The organism is Clostridium sp. CM74B_53, assembly GCF_036318045.1.
Taxonomy (GTDB): Bacteria; Bacillota; Clostridia; order Lachnospirales; family Lachnospiraceae; genus Pilosibacter.
In genome coordinates this window covers 64,605-86,531 of record NZ_JAWQDE010000012.1, presented here as the reverse complement: position 1 = coordinate 86,531, position 21,927 = coordinate 64,605, and the positions used below count along the sequence as shown (strand labels likewise).

Below are 21,927 nucleotides of genomic sequence, written 5' to 3'. Positions count from 1 at the left end.
AAAAGTGACAAAATTGCAGTTGTTTAATATAATACCCAAAGTTATAGTATCATAACCTATTCGTCTTTTCAATCAAGAATTATCTGACTTGGCAGTCAATATTTACTCGGAGTTACAAGGAACTAATGTAAATGTCAGAACTGCCCCCAGACTGATTCGTTGTCAAAACACTCAATACAGGTACGGTAATTCAGACCACCGATCGTGTACTGATTAACGTAGATCTTTGGTTCCATTTCAGTGATGGATGGATCAGCGACAACTATGTTCAGAGCTGGGTAAAGGATCACAACGATAATAATCGATGGTGGCATGTGGAAAAGGGTTACAAATATCCTGTTGTTGCGTGGAAAACCATTGCCGGAAAGGACTATTACTTCGGCATGGATGAGGGTTACCCCAGCAATACCTATTACCAGTATGATACCACCACACATGACCGCAAATATCGGGTTATAGAAAACTTTGCAGCTGAGAATGCTTATCAGGGTTAAAACTAACAATTCTCTAAGCTCACTGACTTAGAATCATAGAACCGCCGCATTAAAGATTAATTTGCTCTTAATGCGGCGGTAACTCTTCCATAAAATCATCTGCACTGTTTCAATTATAATTCATTTCTGGATAATCCAAAGAATTATAATATTCTGCTAGTTCTGAATCTATGGATGAATCCAGTATATATTTTGTATGATTAATCGTAATACATTTTCCCGAAAAAATGATATCATATGTATATGTGTTCGTTGAGATAATAACTCTTTTGCTCCAACCACTTGCATTTCCTACGGAAAAATTTGGTCTCTTTTCTATGTTATTTATAATTGATTTACTTTGTTTGTAAATCTTCCAGAAAGAAAATTCCCTCTGTTAGGTTGATAAACATATCCTTGTCCTTGATTACATGAATTTTATTGTTCCACCAGACAGTAGTGTTATTAGCGGAGATTGTTTTGCTTGTTCCATCCTTAAGAAAATAAGTAATTGTAATAGTAGGTTCTTCTTCGCTATTCACTTTCTCAAATAAATCATATTTCAGAAATCCCGTTAGCTTTAAGGCTAATTCAATATCCTCACGGCTTGAAATTTCTTTAACATCATCTGTGACACTCGGATACGTGATATTTACAGACTGAATATTATTTATGCGAGGCAATCTCCAAAGATACATACCATTCGTAAATATGTTGATTCCAACAATCAAAACTGTCATAACTATCACTTCTATCAAAAATCGAATAAGACATTTGAAAATCTTGTTCATCTATTTATCCTCCAATCTTGATTTCTCCTGCTTCCAAAATCCCGTTTTGTCATAATCATTCTATCACACCGTTATGAATAAATCCTCTCATGCAAAATAATTTCCTCTGCCCGGTTGTGAATGTTATTGCAACGCTGCACCCATTCCATTTGAGAAGTGCGCTTTAATTCCTCTGTCACGCCCTCGGCAGCTTTCATCTGTTCCATGATAGTGTCTAACCGTTCCTGTGCCTGTTCGTTCAGGTCTGCAAGATATGTCCATAGCTCTCCGGTCAGTATCAATGTGTTCAATCTGGCTGGGTGGACTTCTCTTAAATATTCCCGGTGCATCCGTCCATACTTTCCGATGGGGCGGTGTTCTTCCGGCAGCTTCAAGTCTGGGATGTAGTAATCTCCGACAAGGATATAATCAATTCCGTTTTCCGTTATTCTTGGTTTCAATTCGCTCATATTTTTAATCTCCTCATTCTGGCCCATTTTTTGCAAGTCTGACTCTCCAGAAATATTGGTAAATCTTTGGTAAATTTGAGATCGAAACACAAAAAACGCTTAAAATCGAGGGTTATGAGACGATTTGAGACGTTTCATCATGCCCGGTAAATCCTGCCGAGGCAGATAAATAATACTTTTATCATAGTTTTGTTTCTCCTTGATTTACCCCGGAATGCCCTGTTTTGTGAGGGATTTCGGGGATTATGGTGATATGCTCTGAAATTACAGATTGTGGCAAATCAGAGCAAGATTGAGCAAGTTGTTACTACCTGTTGCTTTCTTTGAATTTCCGAAACACTGTTTCAGGAACCCATGTCTTAACTAATAATATATTTTGTACCCTTGCCTTTTCCTTCCACTGTGATCACACCTTTTTGACACATTTCTTTCAGCAGCTTTGTTGTCTTTGATTTACCAAAAGGTACATACGGTGCAACTTCGCTGATCGGCTTCAGCATCGTCTTGCTCAAAAGCTTATAAACTACAATTTCATCTTCTGTCAGATCAGCATTTTTTTCAAATATCGGAAGCACAATTTTTATAGCATTTTCCGAAACTTCAAAATCCGGTTTTATCAAAGCTTCCGCATAGAGTTGTTTTATTCTTGTAATTCCCGTTCCAAATATCTCTACGAATCCTAATCTATAAAATACATTGGCAAGATTTCTATTTCTTAAAACAGAAAGCTTTCCAGACAGATATTCTTCCTCTGTGATTCCGGACGGTAATCCACCAGGAGAAACAATATCGATTCGATCATCAAACATCGAAACTCTGATTTGTGAATCCACATCCCATACTCTATGAATCAGAGCATTGGCGATTGCTTCTCGAAAAGCAGCTTCCGGTATTTTCTCCATTTTCTTTCGATCAGCACCTTGTATTACTTCGTATTGATAATAGTCTCTGAATACCTCGATTGCCTTTTCATATACCTCTAAAACCGATATATTTTTAAAGGTTGATCTCTTTTGAATGATACTGATGTTTTCTCCGAATTTGACAATATCAATTCCGGGGAAATGATTTTTATCTGCCAAAAGTCCTGCCGCATTATTGAATCCATTTACATCGTCATATAAGTTCAATGTTTTCAGCGTATCCTTATCAAAATTTTCAATCCGGACAGTTTCTTTCAGTTTACGATGTAAAATTTCAAAGGACAGTTCCTGATCTTTGCAAGGCAATTCTTCAAATCGAATGTTTTTTCCATCCAGTACCAGCCTTGAAAACTCCAGAGTGTCTACTTCTATCGTTGCTGTATCATTCCGCTTGTAGGCTTTCGATTTATATAGATACGGCTTCTGAAGTCCACTTTTCACAGTAAGTTTTATCGTCTGGTCATTATTCTGTATTTCAAGCGTATAGTCCGGCTGCGGTGTAATGCTGTCATTGATTTTATTTTCAATATCCAGACAAGCTTGCTTGACATCCGGCAAACCTTTTATATTTCCATCATCATCTACACCAAAAAGAATGGTTCCGCCATCATAATTTGAAAAGGCACTGACTGTTTTTAAAAATGTGTTCGTAATCGTTTCCTTGAACTCCAATATTCTTGTTTCACGCATATCAATCGCCTCCATTTTGCTCTTATTGAATATATTATATGCAGAAATACGCAAAAAAGCAATCGTATTTTTTTACGATTGCTTTTTTGATTGTCTTGTATTCACCCTTACTTTTATTTTGCCGTTTTTTTGTCATCCTTGTAGATTGATGTCATTAAATCACTAATTTCCCCCATCCTGTTTTTATTTCTCAAAAACTATGATACAATCATTAGAAATAGCCGACAAAATCCAAGGAGGAAATCAACGTGGAGAAAAAACGGATTCGGGACTTCGGAATTGTACCCGGAAGAGTGAAAACAGGAAAAAGAAATGCGATTACGGATGTACCTGGTGTACTGGTAGGACACTGTACTGTGAACACGGAAGAAAATCATACCGGTGTGACCGTGATCATCCCTGGACCGGATAATGCATTTGCAAATCACTATACGGCAGCAGCCTATGTCCACAATGGCTTTGGGAAAAGTGCCGGTCTGGTACAGGTAGAAGAGCTTGGGACTCTTGAAACACCGATTGCCCTTACAAATACATTAAATGTCGGAAAGGTTTGGGATGCACTTGCCGGTATCGTGATCGAACAATGCCAGAACGATGGGCTGGAACCCATGAGCATCAATCCGGTCGTTGGCGAGTGTAATGACTGCCGGATCAACCAGATCCAGAAACGTGCAGTTGGTGAAAAAGAAGTGCGACAGGCTTTTGAGACTGCTGCCGAGGAGTTCGAAGAGGGGGATGTCGGTGCCGGTGCCGGTACCATCTGCTACGGCATGAAGGGTGGAATTGGCTCTGCATCCCGCGTGATCTGTATTGGTGAAAAGGAATACACCATCGGCGTTCTGGTTCAGTCAAACTTTGGTGCAACCGAAGATTTTGTACTCAACGGAGAGGCTGTTGGTCCAAAAATTCTGGAATGGAAGCAGGAAAAGAATGATATGGCTGCATCCGAAGAAGATAAAGGTTCGATCATGAGCATTCTGGCTACGGATCTCCCATTGACAAGCCGTCAGCTCAAACGGATTCTGAAAAGAACAGGAGTTGGCATCGCACGAACCGGCGGCTATACGGGACATGGAAGCGGAGAAGTCATGATCGGCTTTACAACCGCAAATCGGATCCCATCCGGTCGCGAAGAGGAACTTCTCCAGATATCAGCAATTCCGGAGCATGTGATCAACCGGGCTTTTCTCGCTGCAGCGGAAGCTGAACAGGAAGCGATCCTAAATTCCATGACGGCTGCAAAACAGACACGTGGAAGAGAGGGAGAGTTGTATTACAGCCTTGCAGAATATCTTAACGACAGGGAAGTCGAAACCTCAAAATAGACTTGAAGCACCATTTCCGGCATAGCACCGGTTCTGGTGCTTCTTTCTTTTGACATGCTTTGCATAAGAAAGCTATCTATGCTTCCAACATCTTGTCTCCATTTCGTGCACCTCCGTTACCAGTATCATAACAGAAAACCGATACTACGGAAAGCAACGCGCTGTTTCCCACTCCTCAGCCTCCATATCAAACAGTTCCAGTACACACGCCCTTTTCGCCTGTGTACTGGAACTGGATTTTGCCGATGCTTCGCATCCTGAATCGGAAAAATCTGCTGCCGCGACAGTATCATACGGAATTTTCAGTGCAGAAAATCCCTACCCTTCAAAATCCATATCAAACATACTTATCTGTTCCATCTTGAAGTCTGATAATACCATCCTTTTGGGATCATCGCCTTTCACGTGGGTCACGTCAACTCTCTGCACTCCATTTCGGATGCTGGATTCGATGAGTTTCAGTACATAGATGTTGTCAAACCGGTTATAGATGGAATCGCCTCCGAGCCCAGAAAGGCAGATCAGCTGCGTGTTCGTCTTTTTCGCCATCTCGATCAGCGGTTTCAGAAGATGTTCCGCGTTTGTCTGCGCAAACGGGTTGTCCATGATTAGGACCTTTCCTTCCTCGCCGGAATTAAAGATGTCGGTCTCATCCCGCCTCATATAGCTTAAGAGACAGGTCAGGATCACAAATGCGGACAGGAAACCTTCGCCGCCGGAGTTTGCCGATACCTCGGACCAGGAGATCGCAACCTCCCGTTCCGCCTCGATTTTATACAACCGGATCTTCACATTCTGGATTCCTACGATGTCATCATACAGCTTTTTCGTCGTGATCACCCGTCCCAGGAACTCCGTCAGATTTTCATTCTTCTCGATCGTCTCGATTCCCATTTTCACCACATGTTCAAAATAATCATGCAGCTTCAGGCGGAAATGCTCTTTTTCCGTCTCCCAGTCCGGTACCTGGATTCGCAGCATTTTGAGGCTTCTGCCGCGCACAGAGATCGTAGAATTTTTGTCAATCATGCCGATATTCGCATTGATCTGCTCAATGTATTCCAGGAACATCATTTCCAGATTTTTCTGCTCATCATCGATATGCGCAAGGTCGATCTTCAGTTTTTCCAGCTGATTTTCGTATGCCTGGCGGTTCAGCTCAAACTGACGGGACAGATTCTGCGGACTGGCAGTCTGCGAGAGCAGGCTGTCAAACGTTTTCCTGAAATAATCATCCGCGTACTCTTTACCGGACGCAATCTCGCGGATCATTTCTGACATGCTGAGTCTGCATTGATCCAGAGCTTTGGAAATCTCCGCCATTTTTCTGCGAATCTCTTTCTGATACGTTTTAACAGCCTCGATCTCCGCATTTCGGATATCCGGAATCTGTGCCTGGATGGCAGTCAAGGCATCCTCTTGCCCCTCTTCTGTCTGCGTGAGCATTTCAGCTTCCGGAAGCATCTCATCCTCATATTCCGCTACAACCGCAACCTGTGCAGACAGCTGGATATTTCTCTCCTGAAGACGCGACTGCTTCTGCAGCTCTGTCCTGAGATCATATTCTTGTAAATTCCAGCGTTCTTCAAAGTTTATGTCTGTAATCGTCTTTCGATCGACCGGCTGATCAAATCCCGTTTCCTTTTTCAGGTTTTTCATATTGGTCTCGATCTGATGTTTCAAAACACCCAGTTGTTCTCCCAGACTGACATTCTTTTCAACTGCCTGATTCAGCTCTTTTTCTGTCTGCTTTTTCTGACATTTCCAGCTGTCATACTGTTCTTCCGGGCAGATCAGTTCCCGGTACTCCTCCTCCGTAATCCGGCTGTCCTCATTTTTCTTTTGAATATCTTTCTTTTTCCCCTGGATTCTTCCGATCCAGTCATTCTGCGCTTTTCGAAGTTCATCGACACTATCCGATATTTCTTTCGTCAGTGCATAATATCTCGCTTCCAGTTCTGCCGGATCCGCAGATTCCTGACCGGTACGTTCATGATTTCCGGCTGTTTCAGCAAAAGTTTCAAATTTTTCTTTTTGTTTCTGCACACGGTCGATCTGCTCCGAAATTTCCTTCACCAGCGCCCGGAGTCCAATCTCCTGTTCCTGAAGCTCTATCATTCTGATCTTAAGAGCACTTTCTTTCGCCGTCAATTCTGTATTTTCCTTGTTCAGGCGTTCCAGACTCGTCCGCTCTGTCTCGTACTGCTCATATTTTTTGCAGAGAATATCAAACTGGTGCTTCTCCCTGTTCAGCTTATCGATCTGCCGTTTCACCGTCTCCGCAAGCTTTTTCGTCTCTTCTTTTTCTTCATCCAGTCTGCCCTGCTCCCGCCGGATCTCCTGGAGACGTTCTTTCACTGATTCACTCTCTTTTTTCTGATCCGTAATCTCTTTTTCTGTCTGCTGATACAAAGTGGTACTGAACGTCTGACTTTCAATTTTACTCCTGTAGTTTCGGTAGGTTTCCAGGTCCGATTCCTTGTCCCCGATTGACTTTTTCAGACTTTCAATCTTCCTCCTGATCGTCTCCAGAATCTTTTCCAGCTCCTCCCGATCAAGAAGATGTGTATTGAACATGACATAAAAATGCACATTTCCATAGACTGCAAATCTCGCATCCACAGATTGCCGCTCCTGTTCCAGTTCGTCTTTTATGATGATCGGGATCGGAAAGCTCGTATACAGTTCCTCCTCATTCTTTCTGAACCGTTCAAAATCCGCCCGCTCCATCACAACAGAATACGGAATAAACGGATTTTTCTTTACAAGCTCCGCATTCTCTGCCGCCGTCCGTCCGTTTTTCGTGAGCCATTCCATTCCGTATACCGGGTCGATTCCGTTCTGTTCCAGGTAGGTCCTGATATTTTCCGGAAGCTCTGTCGTTTTTCCTTCCTTCAGCTGCCGGAGCTGTTTCTCCTGAGCGGCTTTTTTCTGGATCAGACTGTCTCTTTCCATGTCCAGCTCTTTCATCTTTCCGTCCAGCTGATCCAGAATCAGATTTTTCTGATCCATATGGGCTTCATCCATGCCGACATACTTCATGATTCTCAGGCGTTCATTCTTCTGTTTCTCCAGATCCAGAAGTTTCTTAGAAAGACTGTCCAGCTGATGTGCGAGATCGTTGGCTTTTAAATTTCCATCCACTATTTCCCGGGAAAGTCTTTTTTGTGTCTGTTCCTGCTCGAGAAGTTTTCCGGCATATTTTGCCGATTCATTTTTCTTTTCCTGATGCCCTGCTTCCATTTCTTTCCGAAAAATCTCCAGTGCACCATCCACATAAAGACCTACGATATTTCGTCTCAGATCTGCACTGAATTCTCTGTTAAAGGTGTCTTCCACCTCATCAAAGCTTTTCACTCTTGAAGTCAATGCACCGATATCTACGCCTAATTTTCGGATCTTCTGCTCATTTTCACCGAATTCCTTCTCTACTTCCTTTTTCGTATTTTCAGTCTCGACACGATTTTCTTCTTCCCGCTTCTTCTGTTTCTCCAGCTTCTCTGCCTTCCCGGAATACAGCGCATACAGCTGACTTCCGATCTTTCCGATCTCATCCTTTGATTCTTCCGTCTTCTGTAAAAGCACCTGCAGCTTTGCATCTACCTCAGCCTTCTGACGTTCAAAATCCTTTAATTCCTGATAGAGCTTATGAAGATCATACCGGTCGATCTCCCGTGTCAACTGATTTTTCCGATAGGTCAGCTCTGTGATCGCCGTCTCCTGCTGTGTTCTCTTCGCAAGGAGTGCTGTCTTCCGGTCCTCATCAATGTAAATTCCATATGAGAGCTCCTCATAAACGATCCGTCTCTGTTCCCTTTTGATCTGGTCTATTTTCTCCTGTCCGGCAGCAATTTCCGTCTCCAGCCGCTTCAATTCTCTCTGCAGCGCCTTCACATAAAGGATCATCTCTGTTCTGAGAGCCGCTGCATCATGATCTTTCTGAACATAATCATCGATCTGGACTTTCAATGGCTTCGTGTCCTCAAAATACTGTTCAATGATCCCTTTCCGCTGAATTTTCGACTGATTACTCTTGTATTGTTCAATAAACTGGAACGCAAGTTTCCGGAACTCATCCGTCTTATTCTTTTCCTGGTTTAATTTATCTTCAATAGGGCGAAGGAACCAGTTTTCCACCAGATTCTTCTCATCTTTGGCATTCTGGAAAAGCTCTGAAAGTCCCGACTCCTTCTGGTTGACCTTTCGGATGATGCTCTCCCATTCTTTATTGTTGACCTGATACTCGCGAAGTTTATTAAAATACTGGCCTCTTCCATAGGAGCTGGTCATGTCATACAGCCGAAAGTTTCTCGACTCACTTTTACTGATCTCCTCCAACAGGTTTTTGCATTCAGAAAATCCCCTCAGGATCTTTTTGCTACCTTCCTGTCTGATGACCGGAAGATTCTCAATATCATAGCTGCAGGCTTTTGAATAATTGCCGGTAAAAGTGTACATTTCCAGCTCTTCCGCGTCATTGTCTTCCCGCTGGTTTTTCCTGACCATCATACCTGCCAGGAAACGATCGGCTTTATTATCCAGGATCCATTCTGTCATGATAAATGTCGGCCGGTTCGTCGTAAAATAGCTCTTAAACGGCCGGTCTCCGAAATCACGATATGAGCGGTTGACAAAAAGGCTCACAATCATCTGTACCAGCACGCTTTTTCCGCCGCCGTTTCTCAGGGAGATGAGTGTGTTCTGACCATTGAAGTCAAACATCTCGTCATCAATTTTGATGGTGTTATTGTTATAGTTCAGGTTTAAAATACGGATCCTCGCTATCTTACTCATATGTTTCCCCCAATGCCTCCATGATCCTTGCATAGTTTTCTTTATTCAGGATCTTATACTCCATCACGTTGTCCAGCTTTGCCGTCGTCTTGATCATCTCATCTTCCCGGACGAAAACGATCAACCCTTGCCGATCGAGAAACTCACAGATAATGCTCACATAGCCTTCCTTTGTATACTTTGACCTGCTTCCCGTTTCCGCGCTTTTTAAGGACTCATAGGCCTCGCTCATACTCTTGTAATCCAGGACATTTTCATACATTTCTGTGTAAAGATTTGTTCCATCCTGTTCCCGTTCCTGTTCAAGCGCAAGTCCTGCTTTCAGACGCTCCGATACGAGATTCTGCAGCTCCCCGAGTTTTAAAAATTCCCTGGATTTACTGGTACTTCCCTGTCCGTCATAAAATTCCACCAACAACGTCAGGATTACGAACTGTGCCAGATAATAATCCCGGTCTGTAGCATTCGGTTTACATAATTCTTTTTTCAGGTCTGCCTTCGTAAAACCGAGGTATTTATTGTCGATATCCGGCATCAGATAGATCGTCGTCCCGTACCGCTCGATTCTGCAGTCTGCAATTTCCGCCTGATTTTTCACGAGATTCATGACCTCTTCATGTTCCACATACGCGCGGTACAGATCATTGACTCCCGCATCCAGGTCACTCAGTGCCCCGTGGCACAAAAGATAATAAAATATTTTCTGGCTGTATGTGATCATCTCTGCTTCGTATGCCATCTTCTATCTCTCCTCATACCGGAATCCCACGTTGGAACATCTGAAATTTCTTCTGTTTCCGTTTTCATCCATTACATTCTTAAAGTACACATGCGCACTGTCTTCCATCGGGAAAATAAACATCTTTCCGATTTTCCGGAATTCCCGGTCTTCCATCAGACCAAGTAACATCTCATTCAGTACAAACCCATCTGACGCATCCATGAGATAATCCGATTGTTCATTTTGAAGTGCTCCGATATCGATTGTGCCCGCTGTCAGGAATTCGATGATCACCTCGCGAAAAATCTCTGCAGTCGGAAGAAGCTGTGTCCGTTCTTCTTCTGTACACACCGTATTTAAGATTTCCAGCGTCATTTCTTTATATTTGAGAAGCTGTTCCAGGATTCCCTTCACACAGCCCTCATATTTTTTCATCCGTTCTTTCCTTCGCTCTTCTTTCTCCCGATTGTACTCCTCTTCATCAAAATCCAGCTCCACGGTCTCGTCTTCCACATCCGCTTTTTTTAACTTTTTCTGATATTCCAGCATTTTCTCCGGATTAAAGATCTTCCCCACCCGTCCGGTAAATAACGGACTAAAAATTTTATCAACATTTTTCAGGAGCGAGACATCTTTTAATACCTTATCATACACATCGCTCCGGAACGGAAACCGCTGGACCAGTGTCATGTTCGAGTAATTTTCCAGCTCTTCATCATATAATTTCTTCAGATCAAAATGCTGACCGAGGATTCTCTGGTGTTCATCCAGAGTCTGCGTCAGATATCTTCCGATCACACGAAGATTGTTCAGGTTGCCCTTTTCTTTTTCCGTGAATGTTTCCGCATTCATCTGTTTTTCTTCAAATTCTTCAATTTTCTCGTCGATAAACTGCCTGTGAAGATTGAATTTTTCTCTTGTCTCGACTACAGTGTTGATGTTGTCCTCCACCAGCTGCCCATATTCTTCTACTGAATAAGCCAACGCATTTCTCCGGACCGACAGGATTGCCTCCTCGATCTTCTGGCTCTGTTTTCTAAGCTGACTGAAGATATTTTTGATATCTTCCACAGCCCTGTTATAATCTGCCTTTTCCAGATGCAGCTTAAAGAGCATTTCATGGACCGAAAGTTTCAGATTATTTTCCATTTCCATCGTGGAGAGCATCATATTGTAACCCTCGTCCGTCAGGTAATAGGATGTTCTTCTGACGCCACTCTCCAGATACACGACCTTGTTGTCGATATAACGGATGTTGATTTCCTTATATGTCCGTTTTTCATAGTCAAAAGCCTTAAAATACATGGAAGAACCGCTGTTTCCAAGGATATCCTCCACCATAAACCTCGCAAAGTCCCGACTCTGCTCAAAGCTCAGCTTTTTCGCATGGTACTCGTAACTGATGTCCTCCACGAACGCCGCAATATCGTCCATCGTGCAGTTTTCTTCCCGCAAAGAATACTCCATGATAAAAAGCAGCAGTGTAAACAACATATTCATCTGCGCATCCCGCGTCTCTATGCCGTAATCCTTCCACTGCTGCTTTCCAAAGCTGTTGCTGCAGAGCAACGCATACCTCCCGACAAATTTCATTCGCTGCTCAAAATTCTTTAAAAAATCTTTCTCGATCATCTTTTATCACCAGTTTTGTTCATTTATCATAACCTTTCCGTATCTCTTCTGTCGGTTGGCTACCAGTCATGCTCATTTAGAATTTCCTGTGGAATATATTTTCCTGCTGACAGGATTTCATGGATCTGTCTCCTTCTCTCCTCATCAAACACATCCAGAAATACCGTTCCAATATTCGAATTCTGCTTTTCCTTCATGTCAGGAAGAGCTGAAAAACCAATCTGAAGCGCCTTATCCAGCATCGCCTCGTATGCTTTCCGGAAAAGTTGGATCATTCCGGCACTGCCATTTCCCTGCCTGTCCCATTGGTACTCTTTCTGCTCCAGAAGATGTTCATAGATCAGAATCCCCTCATAATCAAGATCTCCGAAATAGAACAATTCATTATCCCCAAGGAAATAGGATTCTGCCCCATTCACATAATCCGCAAACGTCTTCCAGATTCCTTTTCCTGCCCCGTAGATCACAGTACCAAACTGTTTTCCAAGGATCCGGTCATGCCCCGCATTCATACAGCGCCGGATATCAAAAAATGTGTCTTTATTCTCCACGATCAGAATGTTCTGAGGGGTCTGTTTGGACCGGGAATAATAAGAGAGCGGCTCAGAAGTCTCATAAAATGCCAGCTGTTCCCGACTGATCCCAATTTTCCTGCAAAATTCGAGACCGCCCTCTCTCTGGAAAAACTTTTCCCGACGGAAGATCTCGAAGCTCCGCTCATTCATCGTCTCCTCGATATCAAGCAGTTTGGAATGATCTTTCAGATAATCACTCAGAATCTGAAGTTTCTCCTTGTCCGTCTCATAGCATTCCGGATGGTTCCTGTAATAGGAAGTATTGATCAGAGGATGATACTTATACTTCAGTTCCTCATAGATATCCGTATAATCCGTTTTATCTTCATATTTCCAGAAGCTGAGCGGAAGCGCCGGTCTCCGGCCGTTGCTCTTCGCATTTTTCATCGGAACAAGCTCGTCTCTCCTGATCAGCTCCATCACATATGTATAGAATTTCTGATAGTCTTCCGACTCCGGATACTCATTGAGCAGGTCCTGCAGGTATACTTTGTGTTTCTTCATTCAGAGATTCCTTTGCATTCTTCTTTCCATATTTTCTGAATCCATCACCATCTGCCCGATCGGGTTATCCGCAGATTCGCAGGATCCTATGGATATTTTTCCATTGGCACTCAGTCGTCTGCTTCGCCATTCCTCTTTTTTATACAATCCGTTACTGCCTCCTGAAACAGCAGCACTTCCACAACGCCGACAAGAATCGCAGCCGCCTTTAAAAGACGTTTTCCGTTTTTGTCATCTTCCAGGCCCTCCGACAACTTTAAGAGCAACGCCAGCATCCCAATATTTCCCACTCTCTGCAGATGCCGGTTCATGGATCTCATTTCAAAATAAATATCCCTGCATGTTTTGTCTTTTTCCATTTCATAGTCCTCCTATTTTCCATATGTTTGACTTTCTGTACCTCTTTGAGACACAGTATATCACATTAGGTGTCCTATAATTTGGTCTTGCATATCGAAAGCAAAAAAATTTATCAGATTTCTTTCTCCATCCACTTCTCAATCTTCCCCACAACTCCAAGATCCGCCGGCAGCCAATCCACGCTGTATGGCAGCCCTGCAGCATTCTTCTCTAGTCCCTACAACTGATCATACTTCGCAGACTTCCCCCGCGCCTTTTCCACCGGATACTTTTTCTCATTCATCCCCATTTTCATATTCACGATCTCATCTGCATCCAGCCCCAGCTTGTCTAAAAGGTTCTGTGAGTAGACGATCACATCTGCCAGCTCTTCTTTCACATGCTGAAGATCATACTCCTCATCACTCCACTGAAAGCATTCCAGAAGTTCTGCTGCCTCAATGACAATGGATTTTGCCAGATTGGCAGCAGAATGGAACTGGTTCCAGTCGCGGTCATCGGTGAATTTTCGGATCCTGTCTATGGTTTCCTGTCTCATCGTATTGCTCCTCTATTTTCGATTGTGCACGCAGCTCCCTTAATCCTCCAGCCTCGGTCCGATCTCCTTCGGGATCGGGCATTCGTAGATGCCGTTTGTCTCGGCCAGCCATTCGTCGTGGGCTTTCTTTAAGATTTCCGGGCTTTCCATGGTCTTTAAGGCGGCCAATGCTATGGCCTCACCCGCATTTAACATTGCCTTGTGGGCGATCTCCGTGTTGCCGTGTGCGGTCATCTGCCAGGTGTGGGCGGCAGTGCCGAGAGTCGCTGTCGCCGTGGTACACATCGCCGTTGGGATCACATAGCTGGCATCGCCGACGTCGGTGGAACCCGCCTGGACCTTTCCAGTCCATACAAGCGGAGAGATCTGGGTGTGGAGCGGGCGGGCTTCGATCTCATCCAGATGATCTGCACCGAAGAGTTTCCGCAGGGACGCTCGCTTTGCCTCCAGTTCCTCCGGCGTCGCGGTCTCATGGAAGAATCTGGATGCCAGCGCAAAATCCGCCTCATCGTAAGCCGGAGCGCCGATCTCCTCCATGGACTCATGAAGAACTTCCGAGAGTACATGGTTCGGGATGTAATCGGAAAGACCTGCATAGAGCTCATATGTCATCTCAGTCCCTGTCATCTTTGCAGCGCCTTCTGCCACATCAACCACACGCCTGTATATTTCCTTTACCTGCCAGGACTTTGGCGCGCGGATGAAATAGTGGACGCGGCTGTGTCCCTGGACAACATTCGGGGCGATTCCTCCGACATCACGGTACGCGTAGTGGATCCTCGCGTCAGAGATGATATGTTCCCGAAGATAATTGACGCCGACGCTCATGAGTTCCGCCGCATCCAGCGCAGATCTTCCGAGTTCCGGAGCTGCCGCTGCATGGGAGGTCACACCTTTGAAGTTAAAGAAGACGCTGACATTCGCCAGAGTGGACTCCGACCAGATTTCGTTCTTATCGCCCGGATGCCAGGTGAACGCCGCATCCACGCCGTCAAAGATTCCCTCTCTTGCCATGATCGCCTTGCCGTCGCCTTTTTCCTCGCTCGGGCATCCAAAAAGGACCACGCTTCCCGCTTCCGGATGCTCCTCAAGATACGCTTTCACTGCAAGCGCTGCCGCCATGGCTCCCGCACCGAGCAGGTTGTGGCCGCAGCCATGTCCGTCCGGGTTCTCCCCTTCGGCTTTCTTTCTCATCGTGCAGCCGCCTTCCTGGGACAGCTCCGGAAGAGCGTCATATTCCGCTAAAAATCCGATCACCGGCTTTTCTGTTCCATATGTAGCTTTAAATGCCGTCGGCATGCCGCCGACTCCCATTTTCACCTGGAATCCTTCTTTTTTCAGAACATCCTCGTAGAGTTTTGCGGTCTTAAATTCATGAAAGCCTGTCTCCGCATAATCAAAAATTTTGTCACTCACCTCGACGATCAGGTCTTTTTTGTCCGCAACTGCTTTTAAAACAAATTCTTTTTTATCCATCGCTTCTGTCCGGGATCCGGATCTTCCTTTCATTGTTTTTTTGTCTGACTGCTCTTCACGAGCAAAAATTTTTCAAGTCGTATTTCCATCTGTTGCAGCGGTAGCAGCAGACTTTACTGCTGACTTTCCACATCTCTCCTGTTTGACAGATTCATTGTTTTCGTATAGACTTAATTATACTATTTTTATGATTTTTTTACAACAAAGGAGCTACCTCCAAATGAACCTTCAAAACATGCAATATCTCCTCGAGATCTCCGACTCCGGCTCTCTATCGGCGGCCGCAAAGCAGCTGTCTGTGACCCAGCCGTACCTGAGTAAAGTTCTCCGTGAGACAGAAAAAGAATACGGGATCACGATCTTTACCCGCGGAAAAACAGGGATCATCCCGACGGAATCCGGACGTCTGTTTCTCGATATGAGCCGGGATCTCCTTGAACATGCAGAGCAGTTCCGCCAGACATTCCGGGAGCACCCGGACTCCTGCCGTCTTCGGATTGCTGCAGACTGCTGTTTTCCCGAGAATGATGCCCTGAGTAAGACGATCCATGCCTTTTCTGATCAGCACGATCGGACATTCCGCCTTCTTTACCGCGAGTTGGCAGGACACGAAGTCATCCGGGAACTCGATGCCGGACATGCAGATATCGGTTTCATCGTGTATCCGGAATCCCAAACCGAAAAGGTACAGGAGCTTCTGGCTCTTCGCAGTCTGGAAGAACAGATCCTGTTTCACTCTTCCCTTCAGCTTTTCTGCCGGAATGCCCATCCGGTTCTGAAGGATCCAAATGCACTGACTCCGGAGCTTTTCGATCAATACAGTTTTGTTCTGCATTCCGCCGAAGCGGCATCCCAGATTTCTGCAGAAAGCAGCATTCTGAACGGAATCCAGTCTCTTATCCGTCAGGATCAGCTCTCCGGGATTACCTATGTGAACAGCCGTGCTTCTTTTTACAGCATCGTCGAGCAGACGGATTCGATCGGGATCGGCATTGCTCCGCTTCATGACCGTGAAAATTCCCCTGAGATCACCGCGCTTCCGGTTCCGGAGTGGTTGTGGCCCGAGAGCGGGCACGATCGTAAGCTTGTTGCTTCCTGCATCTTCCGCAATCGTGTACGCCTCTCCCCGGCAGCCCAGATGTACCTTGCTGAACTCTCCCGCCTGTAAAGGAAACAAAGCCTGGCACCTTCGCGTACCGGGTGCAGTCGTTTGCGATAAAAAAGCTCCCGAAAAGAACCACATCATATCTATAACATGCGGTTCCCATCCGGGAGCTTTTCTTTTCTGCCCAAGTCTCACTGCTTTTCACAGCCAGATCCTCAGGCACTCGATCTTAATCGTTTCGCAGCATCTTCCCTGCGCTTATCCCCACACTATGGGATCTTACATCATCTTATCCACCATGCCCATCAGCTCATCACCGACGGCTTTGGACTTCGCCTCAGCATCATCAAGGGAGGTTCCCTTAACGCCATAGTAGAATTTGATCTTCGGCTCAGTTCCGGACGGACGGATGCAGAGCCATGCGCCGTCGTTCATATCATAGTAAAGAACATTGGACTCCGGAAGACCTGTCTCCTTTACTTCGCCCGTCGCAACCTCTGTGATCGTGTTCTTCTTGTAGTCACGGACAGAAGTTACCTCGTAACCGCCAAGTGCCTTCGGCGGGTTCTTGCGGAAGTTCTCCATAATTTCCTGGATCTTCGCAAGTCCCTCAATTCCTTTTAAGCCGATGGATTTTACGGTATCCTTATAGTAACCATACTTCTCGTACATTGCGACCATCGCATCCCATAAGGTCATGCCCTTTTCCTTGTAGTAAGCGGCAGCCTCACAGAGAGCGGCAGTTGCGGAGATCGCGTCCTTATCACGGGCATATGTGCCGATCAGGCAGCCATAGCTCTCCTCCATACCGAACATATAGGTTCCCTTGCCGGTTGTCTCTTCTTTTAAGATCTGCTGACCGATATACTTGAAGCCGGTCAGAACCTCGACAAGCTTGCAGCCATAGTGTTTCGCAACGGCGTCAACCAGATTTGTGGTAACGATGGACTTTACGACCTCGCCGTCAGATGGGATCTTTCCTGCTGCCTGTTTCTGGCTTAACACATAGTCACATAACAGGGAGCCGGACATATTTCCGGTAAGCGGGATATATTCACCGGACTTTGTATCTTTTACATAGACACCGAGACGGTCTGCATCCGGGTCCGTTGCAAGAACAAGGTCCGCGTTCTTCTCCTTCGCAAGCTTTAAGCCAAGCTCAAATGCCTCGGCGGCTTCCGGGTTCGGGTAGCTTACGGTCGGGAAATCTCCGTTCGGAAGTTCCTGCTCCGGCACAACATAGACATTCTCGAAGCCGATCTCTTTCATAACGCGGCGGGCCGGGATATTTCCGGTTCCGTGAAGCGGTGTGTAGACGATTGTGATGTCTTTCTGCATGCGGTTGATCGCTTCCTGATTTACGACCTGGGCTTTTACCTGGGCGATATATTTGTCATCGATCTCTTTTCCGATCACCTGGAATTTTCCGCTCTTTAACGCCTCTTCCTCGGTCGTCGTTTTCACGGTGGAGAGATCCTCGATCGCAAGAACTTCAGCCGTTACCCCTTTATCATGCGGCGGTGTGAACTGTGCGCCGTCCTCCCAGTATACCTTATATCCATTGTATTCCGGCGGGTTATGGCTCGCGGTGATGTTGATGCCGGCGATGCAGCCTAACTCACGGACTGCGAAGGACAGTTCCGGTGTCGGGCGCAGGGATTCGAATTTATACGCCTTGATGCCGTTTGCGGCGAGTGTCATTGCAGCCTCCATGGCAAATTCCGGGGACATATGACGGGAGTCAAACGCGATCGCAACGCCCTTGTCTGCTCCGCCCTGTTTGATAATATAGTTGGCAAGTCCCTGAGTCGCGCGACGGACTGTATAGATATTCATACGGTTGATTCCGGCACCGATGATTCCGCGAAGTCCTGCGGTACCAAACTCCAGATCCATATAGAAACGTTCCTTGATTTCGTTTTCATCGTTCGCGATTGCGCGAAGCTCTTCTTTCGTCTTTTCGTCAAAGTACGGATTGGCAAGCCATTCCTGGTAGATCTTCATGTAATCCTTCATGTTTTGACTCCCCTCATGCATTATTTTCTTTTGGCAGAAACGGTAATTTCTGCCGCCTGCAATATAAATTTATTATATTACATCTTGGACGAAAAATAAAGTTGTTTCCGATCCGAAATGTGAAGGATCGGATCATGCATTCAGAATAAAATATATTTTTTTCTGATATGATCCATATCCATTCAATATCATAACTCTCAATAATCTACTTGTTTCATACCGAAAAAACTCCTATAATGAACATATATGGTATCGTTCATGTTTTACCGAAAATATTATATAGTGAGGGATTACATATGGAAAATTTTAAAAGTAAATTTGTGACTGCAGAAGCTGCCGTTGCGGCTGCTGTAAAAGACGGTGACTGGGTCGACTATGGATTCGGCGGCGGATATCCGGAGCTTCTTGACAAGGCGCTCGCCGCAAGAAAAGGTCATTTAAAAGATGTGAAAGTTCGCGGCGGTCTTGTGATCCGCCCGCGCATTGAGGTCGTTGAGGCTGATCCGGAACAGGAGAGCTTCTCCTACTACAGCTGGCATATCGGCGACTATGAGCGCAAGCTTCAGACCCGCGGTCTCGTAAAATTCATGCCTGTGGTACTCCGCCTTCTCCCGACGCTCTACCGCCAGCGCTATATCCGGACAGACGTTGCCTTCGTCCCGGTATCTGCCCCGGATGAGAACGGCTACTGCGGTCTCGGCATCTCAAACTTCGCATGGAGAACCATGTTTGAGAGTGCAAGAACTGTGATCTTTGAGATCAATGAACATTATCCGAAGCTTCAGGGTGTGGACGGTTCCCACCGTGTCCATCTCTCCGAGGCGGATTATATCGTAGAAGGCGCTCATGAGCCGCTTCCGGTAAGAACCTACAAAGCTCCGTCTGAGACAGATATCCAGATCGCAAAGCTCGTCGTAAACGAGATTCCGGACGGCGCGGTTCTATCTCTCGGCGTCGGCGGCGTTCCGTTCACTGTCGCGAACATGTTGGCGGAATCCGATCTCAAGGATCTCGGCTGCCACACCGGTACGATCAGCGATGCCTACTTAAATCTCTGGAAGGCGGGAAAGCTCACAAATGCAAAGAAAGAATTTGACACCGGTCTCTCCACATGGAACCTCGCAATGGGCTCCCAGGAGTTCTATGACTGGATCGCAGAAAATCCGAAGCTTTTCCATCCGGCTGACCTCGATTATGTCCATGATCCACAGCGCATCGGAACCATGAAGAACGTCATCAGCATCAACGGCGGTGTACAGCTTGACCTTATGGGACAGGAGAATGCAGAGTCCGCGGGAACCCGACAGCTCTCCGGCATCGGCGGTCAGATGGACTTCCTTGAGGGCGCTTATCGTTCCGTCGGAGGAAAAGGCTACATCTGCATCAACTCCGCGAGAAAGGCAAAGGACGGCACCTTAAAATCCAACATCGTTCCGTTCATCCCGGGCGGCTCCACCGTATCCGCTCCGCGTACCATGATCCAGAGTGTTGCAACCGAGTACGGGATCGCAAATCTCTCCGGAAAGACCTTAAGAGAGCGCGCCGAGGCCATGATCGCGATCGCGCACCCGGATTTCAGGGATGAACTGGAGCAGTATGCAAAAGAGGCGTTCCACTAAAAAATAAAAAGTTCCATATTGAAAAAATCTGCGGCAGAATCCGATGATATTCCACTCACCGGATTTCTGCCGCAGATTTTATCTCAACCATATAAGACTCCTGCCTCATTGACAAGGATCTACCTGCTCCATCACAGACGTTTTTTCTGTGTATACTAAAACTTCTCATCCCTGCACAAGATGTCAAAATCCTGCATGAGTTGTACTTTCAGGACAGTAAAACTTTGTTATAATGGAACATATAGAAACGAGAGGAGATTGTTGAGTATGAACAGCCCATTCTGGTCCCTTGTCATGCGGTATTTTCTGGAGTTTTTTTCCATGGTGCCCTGTGCGGTTCTCTGCTTTCTTCCGGTTCAGGACCGGCTCCGCATAAAACCGCTGAATATTTTTCTCACCGGTATCCCGCTCTCGATCCTCTGGGCTTTCGCCGGAGGCCTCGTCTGCGCAGACTTCGGGATTGCGAGAGACTTCTGGGTCCTGCCGTCCTTTATCCTGTTTGCGGTATTCTTCCATCGGGTCTGTGATCTCGCCCTCTGGAAGCCGTTCAGTATCCTGACCGCCGTCTGCGCGGTCTTCTCCTGCATCACAAACCTGACACTCGTCGCAGATGCCCTCATTGACCGGACGAACACCTCCGGTCTGTTCACGCTTCCGGGCGCGGGGATCCACCTACTGCTCTCCGTTCTCATCGTGGTCATCGTATGGTATCCGGCAACCCATGCCGCGAAATGGCTGGTGGACGATATCGAAATGGCGAAGACCTGGTATATATTCTGGGTATTCCCGGCGGCCTTCTTCCTGCTGAACCGCCTGATCCGTCCGCGCTACTATGAGACGCTCTACACGAACCGGGTCATGAAGTTTTACCCGATTTTAATTCTGGCACTCCTGATATTCCTCCTGCTCTTCTATTTTATGTTCTACCTGATGGCAGCGGAGATGAACCAGAATACGAGACTTTTGAGGGAAAATGAGCTTTTGCAGCTCCAGAGTGCCCAGTACCGCAATCTCCAACGCTCCATCGATGAGACGCGGATCGCCCGTCATGACCTCCGTCAGCATCTCACGGTGCTCTCGGGATACGCAGCGAACAAAGATCTTGACGCGATCTCAGACTATCTCGCGTCCTTCCGGAAACATATGATGCCGGAATGGCTGCCTGCTTACTGTGAAAATCAGGCTGTCAACGCGATCCTTGGCTACTACGCGCAGATTGCAGAAAAAGCCGGAACTGCTCTGGAGATCCAGGCACAGATGGAAAAGGAAATACCGGTCCCGGAACCGGAATTCTGCGTGCTTTTGGGAAATTTACTGGAAAACGCGGTGGACGCATGTCGGGAAAACAATGAAAGCGGCGCGATCAAGGTCCATATCCGCCAGACCGGCACCTCCCTCATAGCCATCACGGTGGACAATCCCTGCAGAAAGCCTCCAGTTCTCGAAGGAAAGCGTTTTCTCTCCACAAAGCACAGTGGCCTCGGCATAGGTACCCAGTCTATCCGTCTCATCGCTGAACGGCACCATGGAGATGCACGGTTTGAATGGAAGAACGGGATGTTCTACGCATCGGTGATCTTAATTCCGTCTGCGGAGTCATGATAGAAATAGCAAAATGTTTCCGGGCAATTTCGATCGTTCACTGTAATTTTTCAAACTTTTTCTTGACTATCTTACATTAAAGCAGTAAAATGATATCGTAAAAAATCGAAATACGCGTAGACGAAGAATAGTAGGCTGCAGGATTCCCCACAGAGAGCCGTGGTTGCTGGGAGCACGGCGGGATGAAACAGTTCGAACTCGCTTCTGAGCGGTTCCGCTGAAATTGAACGGTAGGCGGAAACGGGTTCTCCCGTTACAGGGAAAGGGTATCCGGCCGGTACCCTGTAAAGCAGCGTCTTCTATGGACGAATCAGAGTGGTAACGCGGTGAAAAT

Annotated in this window: 16 protein-coding genes and 1 other annotated feature (1 of these 17 cut by a window edge); of the genes, 4 read left to right on the top strand and 12 right to left on the bottom strand. The window is 46.1% G+C overall.

All coding sequences use genetic code 11. The annotated features are described in order from the left end of the window. Positions 1-134: 134 nt before the first annotated feature. The 4 genes from V2546_RS11185 to V2546_RS11170 form a co-directional block, all read right to left on the bottom strand. Positions 135-503, bottom strand: a complete 369-nt coding sequence (locus V2546_RS11185) for a hypothetical protein (RefSeq protein WP_329752354.1) — start codon at positions 501-503, stop codon at positions 135-137. A gap of 326 nt (positions 504-829) precedes the next feature. Next, on the bottom strand, positions 830-1,264 hold the full coding sequence (locus V2546_RS11180; protein ID WP_015552611.1) for a hypothetical protein: 435 nt from the start codon (positions 1,262-1,264) through the stop codon (positions 830-832). Positions 1,265-1,335: 71 nt separating this feature from the next. Beyond that, the gene (locus V2546_RS11175; protein ID WP_158364530.1) at positions 1,336-1,713 is read right to left on the bottom strand and encodes a TnpV protein; all 378 of its coding nucleotides are present in this window, start codon (positions 1,711-1,713) and stop codon (positions 1,336-1,338) included. A gap of 359 nt (positions 1,714-2,072) precedes the next feature. Continuing rightward, positions 2,073-3,326, bottom strand: coding sequence for an ATP-binding protein (locus tag V2546_RS11170; RefSeq protein WP_329752353.1), 1,254 nt, complete (start codon positions 3,324-3,326; stop codon positions 2,073-2,075). Between the two features lie 248 nt (positions 3,327-3,574). On the opposite strand from V2546_RS11170, the gene V2546_RS11165 reads away from it, so the two are divergent. After that, a complete protein-coding gene (locus tag V2546_RS11165) occupies positions 3,575-4,651 on the top strand; it encodes a P1 family peptidase (protein WP_329752352.1) in 1,077 nt (358 codons plus the stop codon). 318 nt (positions 4,652-4,969) lie between these two features. On the opposite strand, the gene V2546_RS11160 is transcribed toward V2546_RS11165, so the two are convergent. The 7 genes from V2546_RS11160 to V2546_RS11130 all read right to left on the bottom strand — a co-directional run bounded on the left by V2546_RS11160 (position 4,970) and on the right by V2546_RS11130 (position 15,251). After that, on the bottom strand, positions 4,970-9,445 hold the full coding sequence (locus tag V2546_RS11160) for a hypothetical protein (RefSeq protein ID WP_329752351.1): 4,476 nt from the start codon (positions 9,443-9,445) through the stop codon (positions 4,970-4,972). Beyond that, positions 9,438-10,184: a DUF6063 family protein gene (locus V2546_RS11155; protein ID WP_118298927.1), complete on the bottom strand. Its 747-nt coding sequence runs from the start codon at positions 10,182-10,184 to the stop codon at positions 9,438-9,440. The genes V2546_RS11160 and V2546_RS11155 overlap by 8 nt, the downstream gene beginning before the upstream one ends. A gap of 3 nt (positions 10,185-10,187) precedes the next feature. Further along, positions 10,188-11,798, bottom strand: coding sequence for a hypothetical protein (locus tag V2546_RS11150; protein WP_329752350.1), 1,611 nt, complete (start codon positions 11,796-11,798; stop codon positions 10,188-10,190). A gap of 59 nt (positions 11,799-11,857) precedes the next feature. Next, positions 11,858-12,877, bottom strand: coding sequence for a Wadjet anti-phage system protein JetD domain-containing protein (locus tag V2546_RS11145; protein ID WP_329752349.1), 1,020 nt, complete (start codon positions 12,875-12,877; stop codon positions 11,858-11,860). Between the two features lie 110 nt (positions 12,878-12,987). Next, complete coding sequence (locus V2546_RS11140; protein WP_118298924.1) at positions 12,988-13,236, bottom strand: hypothetical protein; 249 nt, start codon at positions 13,234-13,236, stop codon at positions 12,988-12,990. A 218-nt stretch (positions 13,237-13,454) separates the two neighbouring features. After that, a complete protein-coding gene (locus V2546_RS11135) occupies positions 13,455-13,775 on the bottom strand; it encodes a nucleotide pyrophosphohydrolase (protein WP_215703533.1) in 321 nt (106 codons plus the stop codon). A 39-nt stretch (positions 13,776-13,814) separates the two neighbouring features. Then, entirely contained in the window at positions 13,815-15,251 is a 1,437-nt protein-coding gene (locus V2546_RS11130; protein WP_329752348.1) for an amidohydrolase, read from the bottom strand. A 220-nt stretch (positions 15,252-15,471) separates the two neighbouring features. On the opposite strand from V2546_RS11130, the gene V2546_RS11125 reads away from it, so the two are divergent. Beyond that, a complete protein-coding gene (locus V2546_RS11125; protein WP_329752347.1) occupies positions 15,472-16,419 on the top strand; it encodes a LysR family transcriptional regulator in 948 nt (315 codons plus the stop codon). Between the two features lie 216 nt (positions 16,420-16,635). Here the strand turns inward: V2546_RS11125 and V2546_RS11120 are convergent, their stop codons facing one another. Next, complete coding sequence (locus V2546_RS11120) at positions 16,636-18,372, bottom strand: phospho-sugar mutase (protein ID WP_118515212.1); 1,737 nt, start codon at positions 18,370-18,372, stop codon at positions 16,636-16,638. A 296-nt stretch (positions 18,373-18,668) separates the two neighbouring features. Here V2546_RS11120 and V2546_RS11115 point away from each other — a divergent pair, with 296 nt between their 5' ends. Both V2546_RS11115 and V2546_RS11110 read left to right on the top strand, forming a co-directional pair. Continuing rightward, complete coding sequence (locus tag V2546_RS11115) at positions 18,669-19,991, top strand: acetyl-CoA hydrolase/transferase C-terminal domain-containing protein (protein ID WP_329752346.1); 1,323 nt, start codon at positions 18,669-18,671, stop codon at positions 19,989-19,991. Between the two features lie 267 nt (positions 19,992-20,258). Further along, positions 20,259-21,593, top strand: coding sequence for an ATP-binding protein (locus V2546_RS11110; protein WP_329752345.1), 1,335 nt, complete (start codon positions 20,259-20,261; stop codon positions 21,591-21,593). Positions 21,594-21,701: 108 nt separating this feature from the next. Then, positions 21,702-21,927: a binding site (T-box leader), on the top strand; it runs 13 nt beyond the window's last position.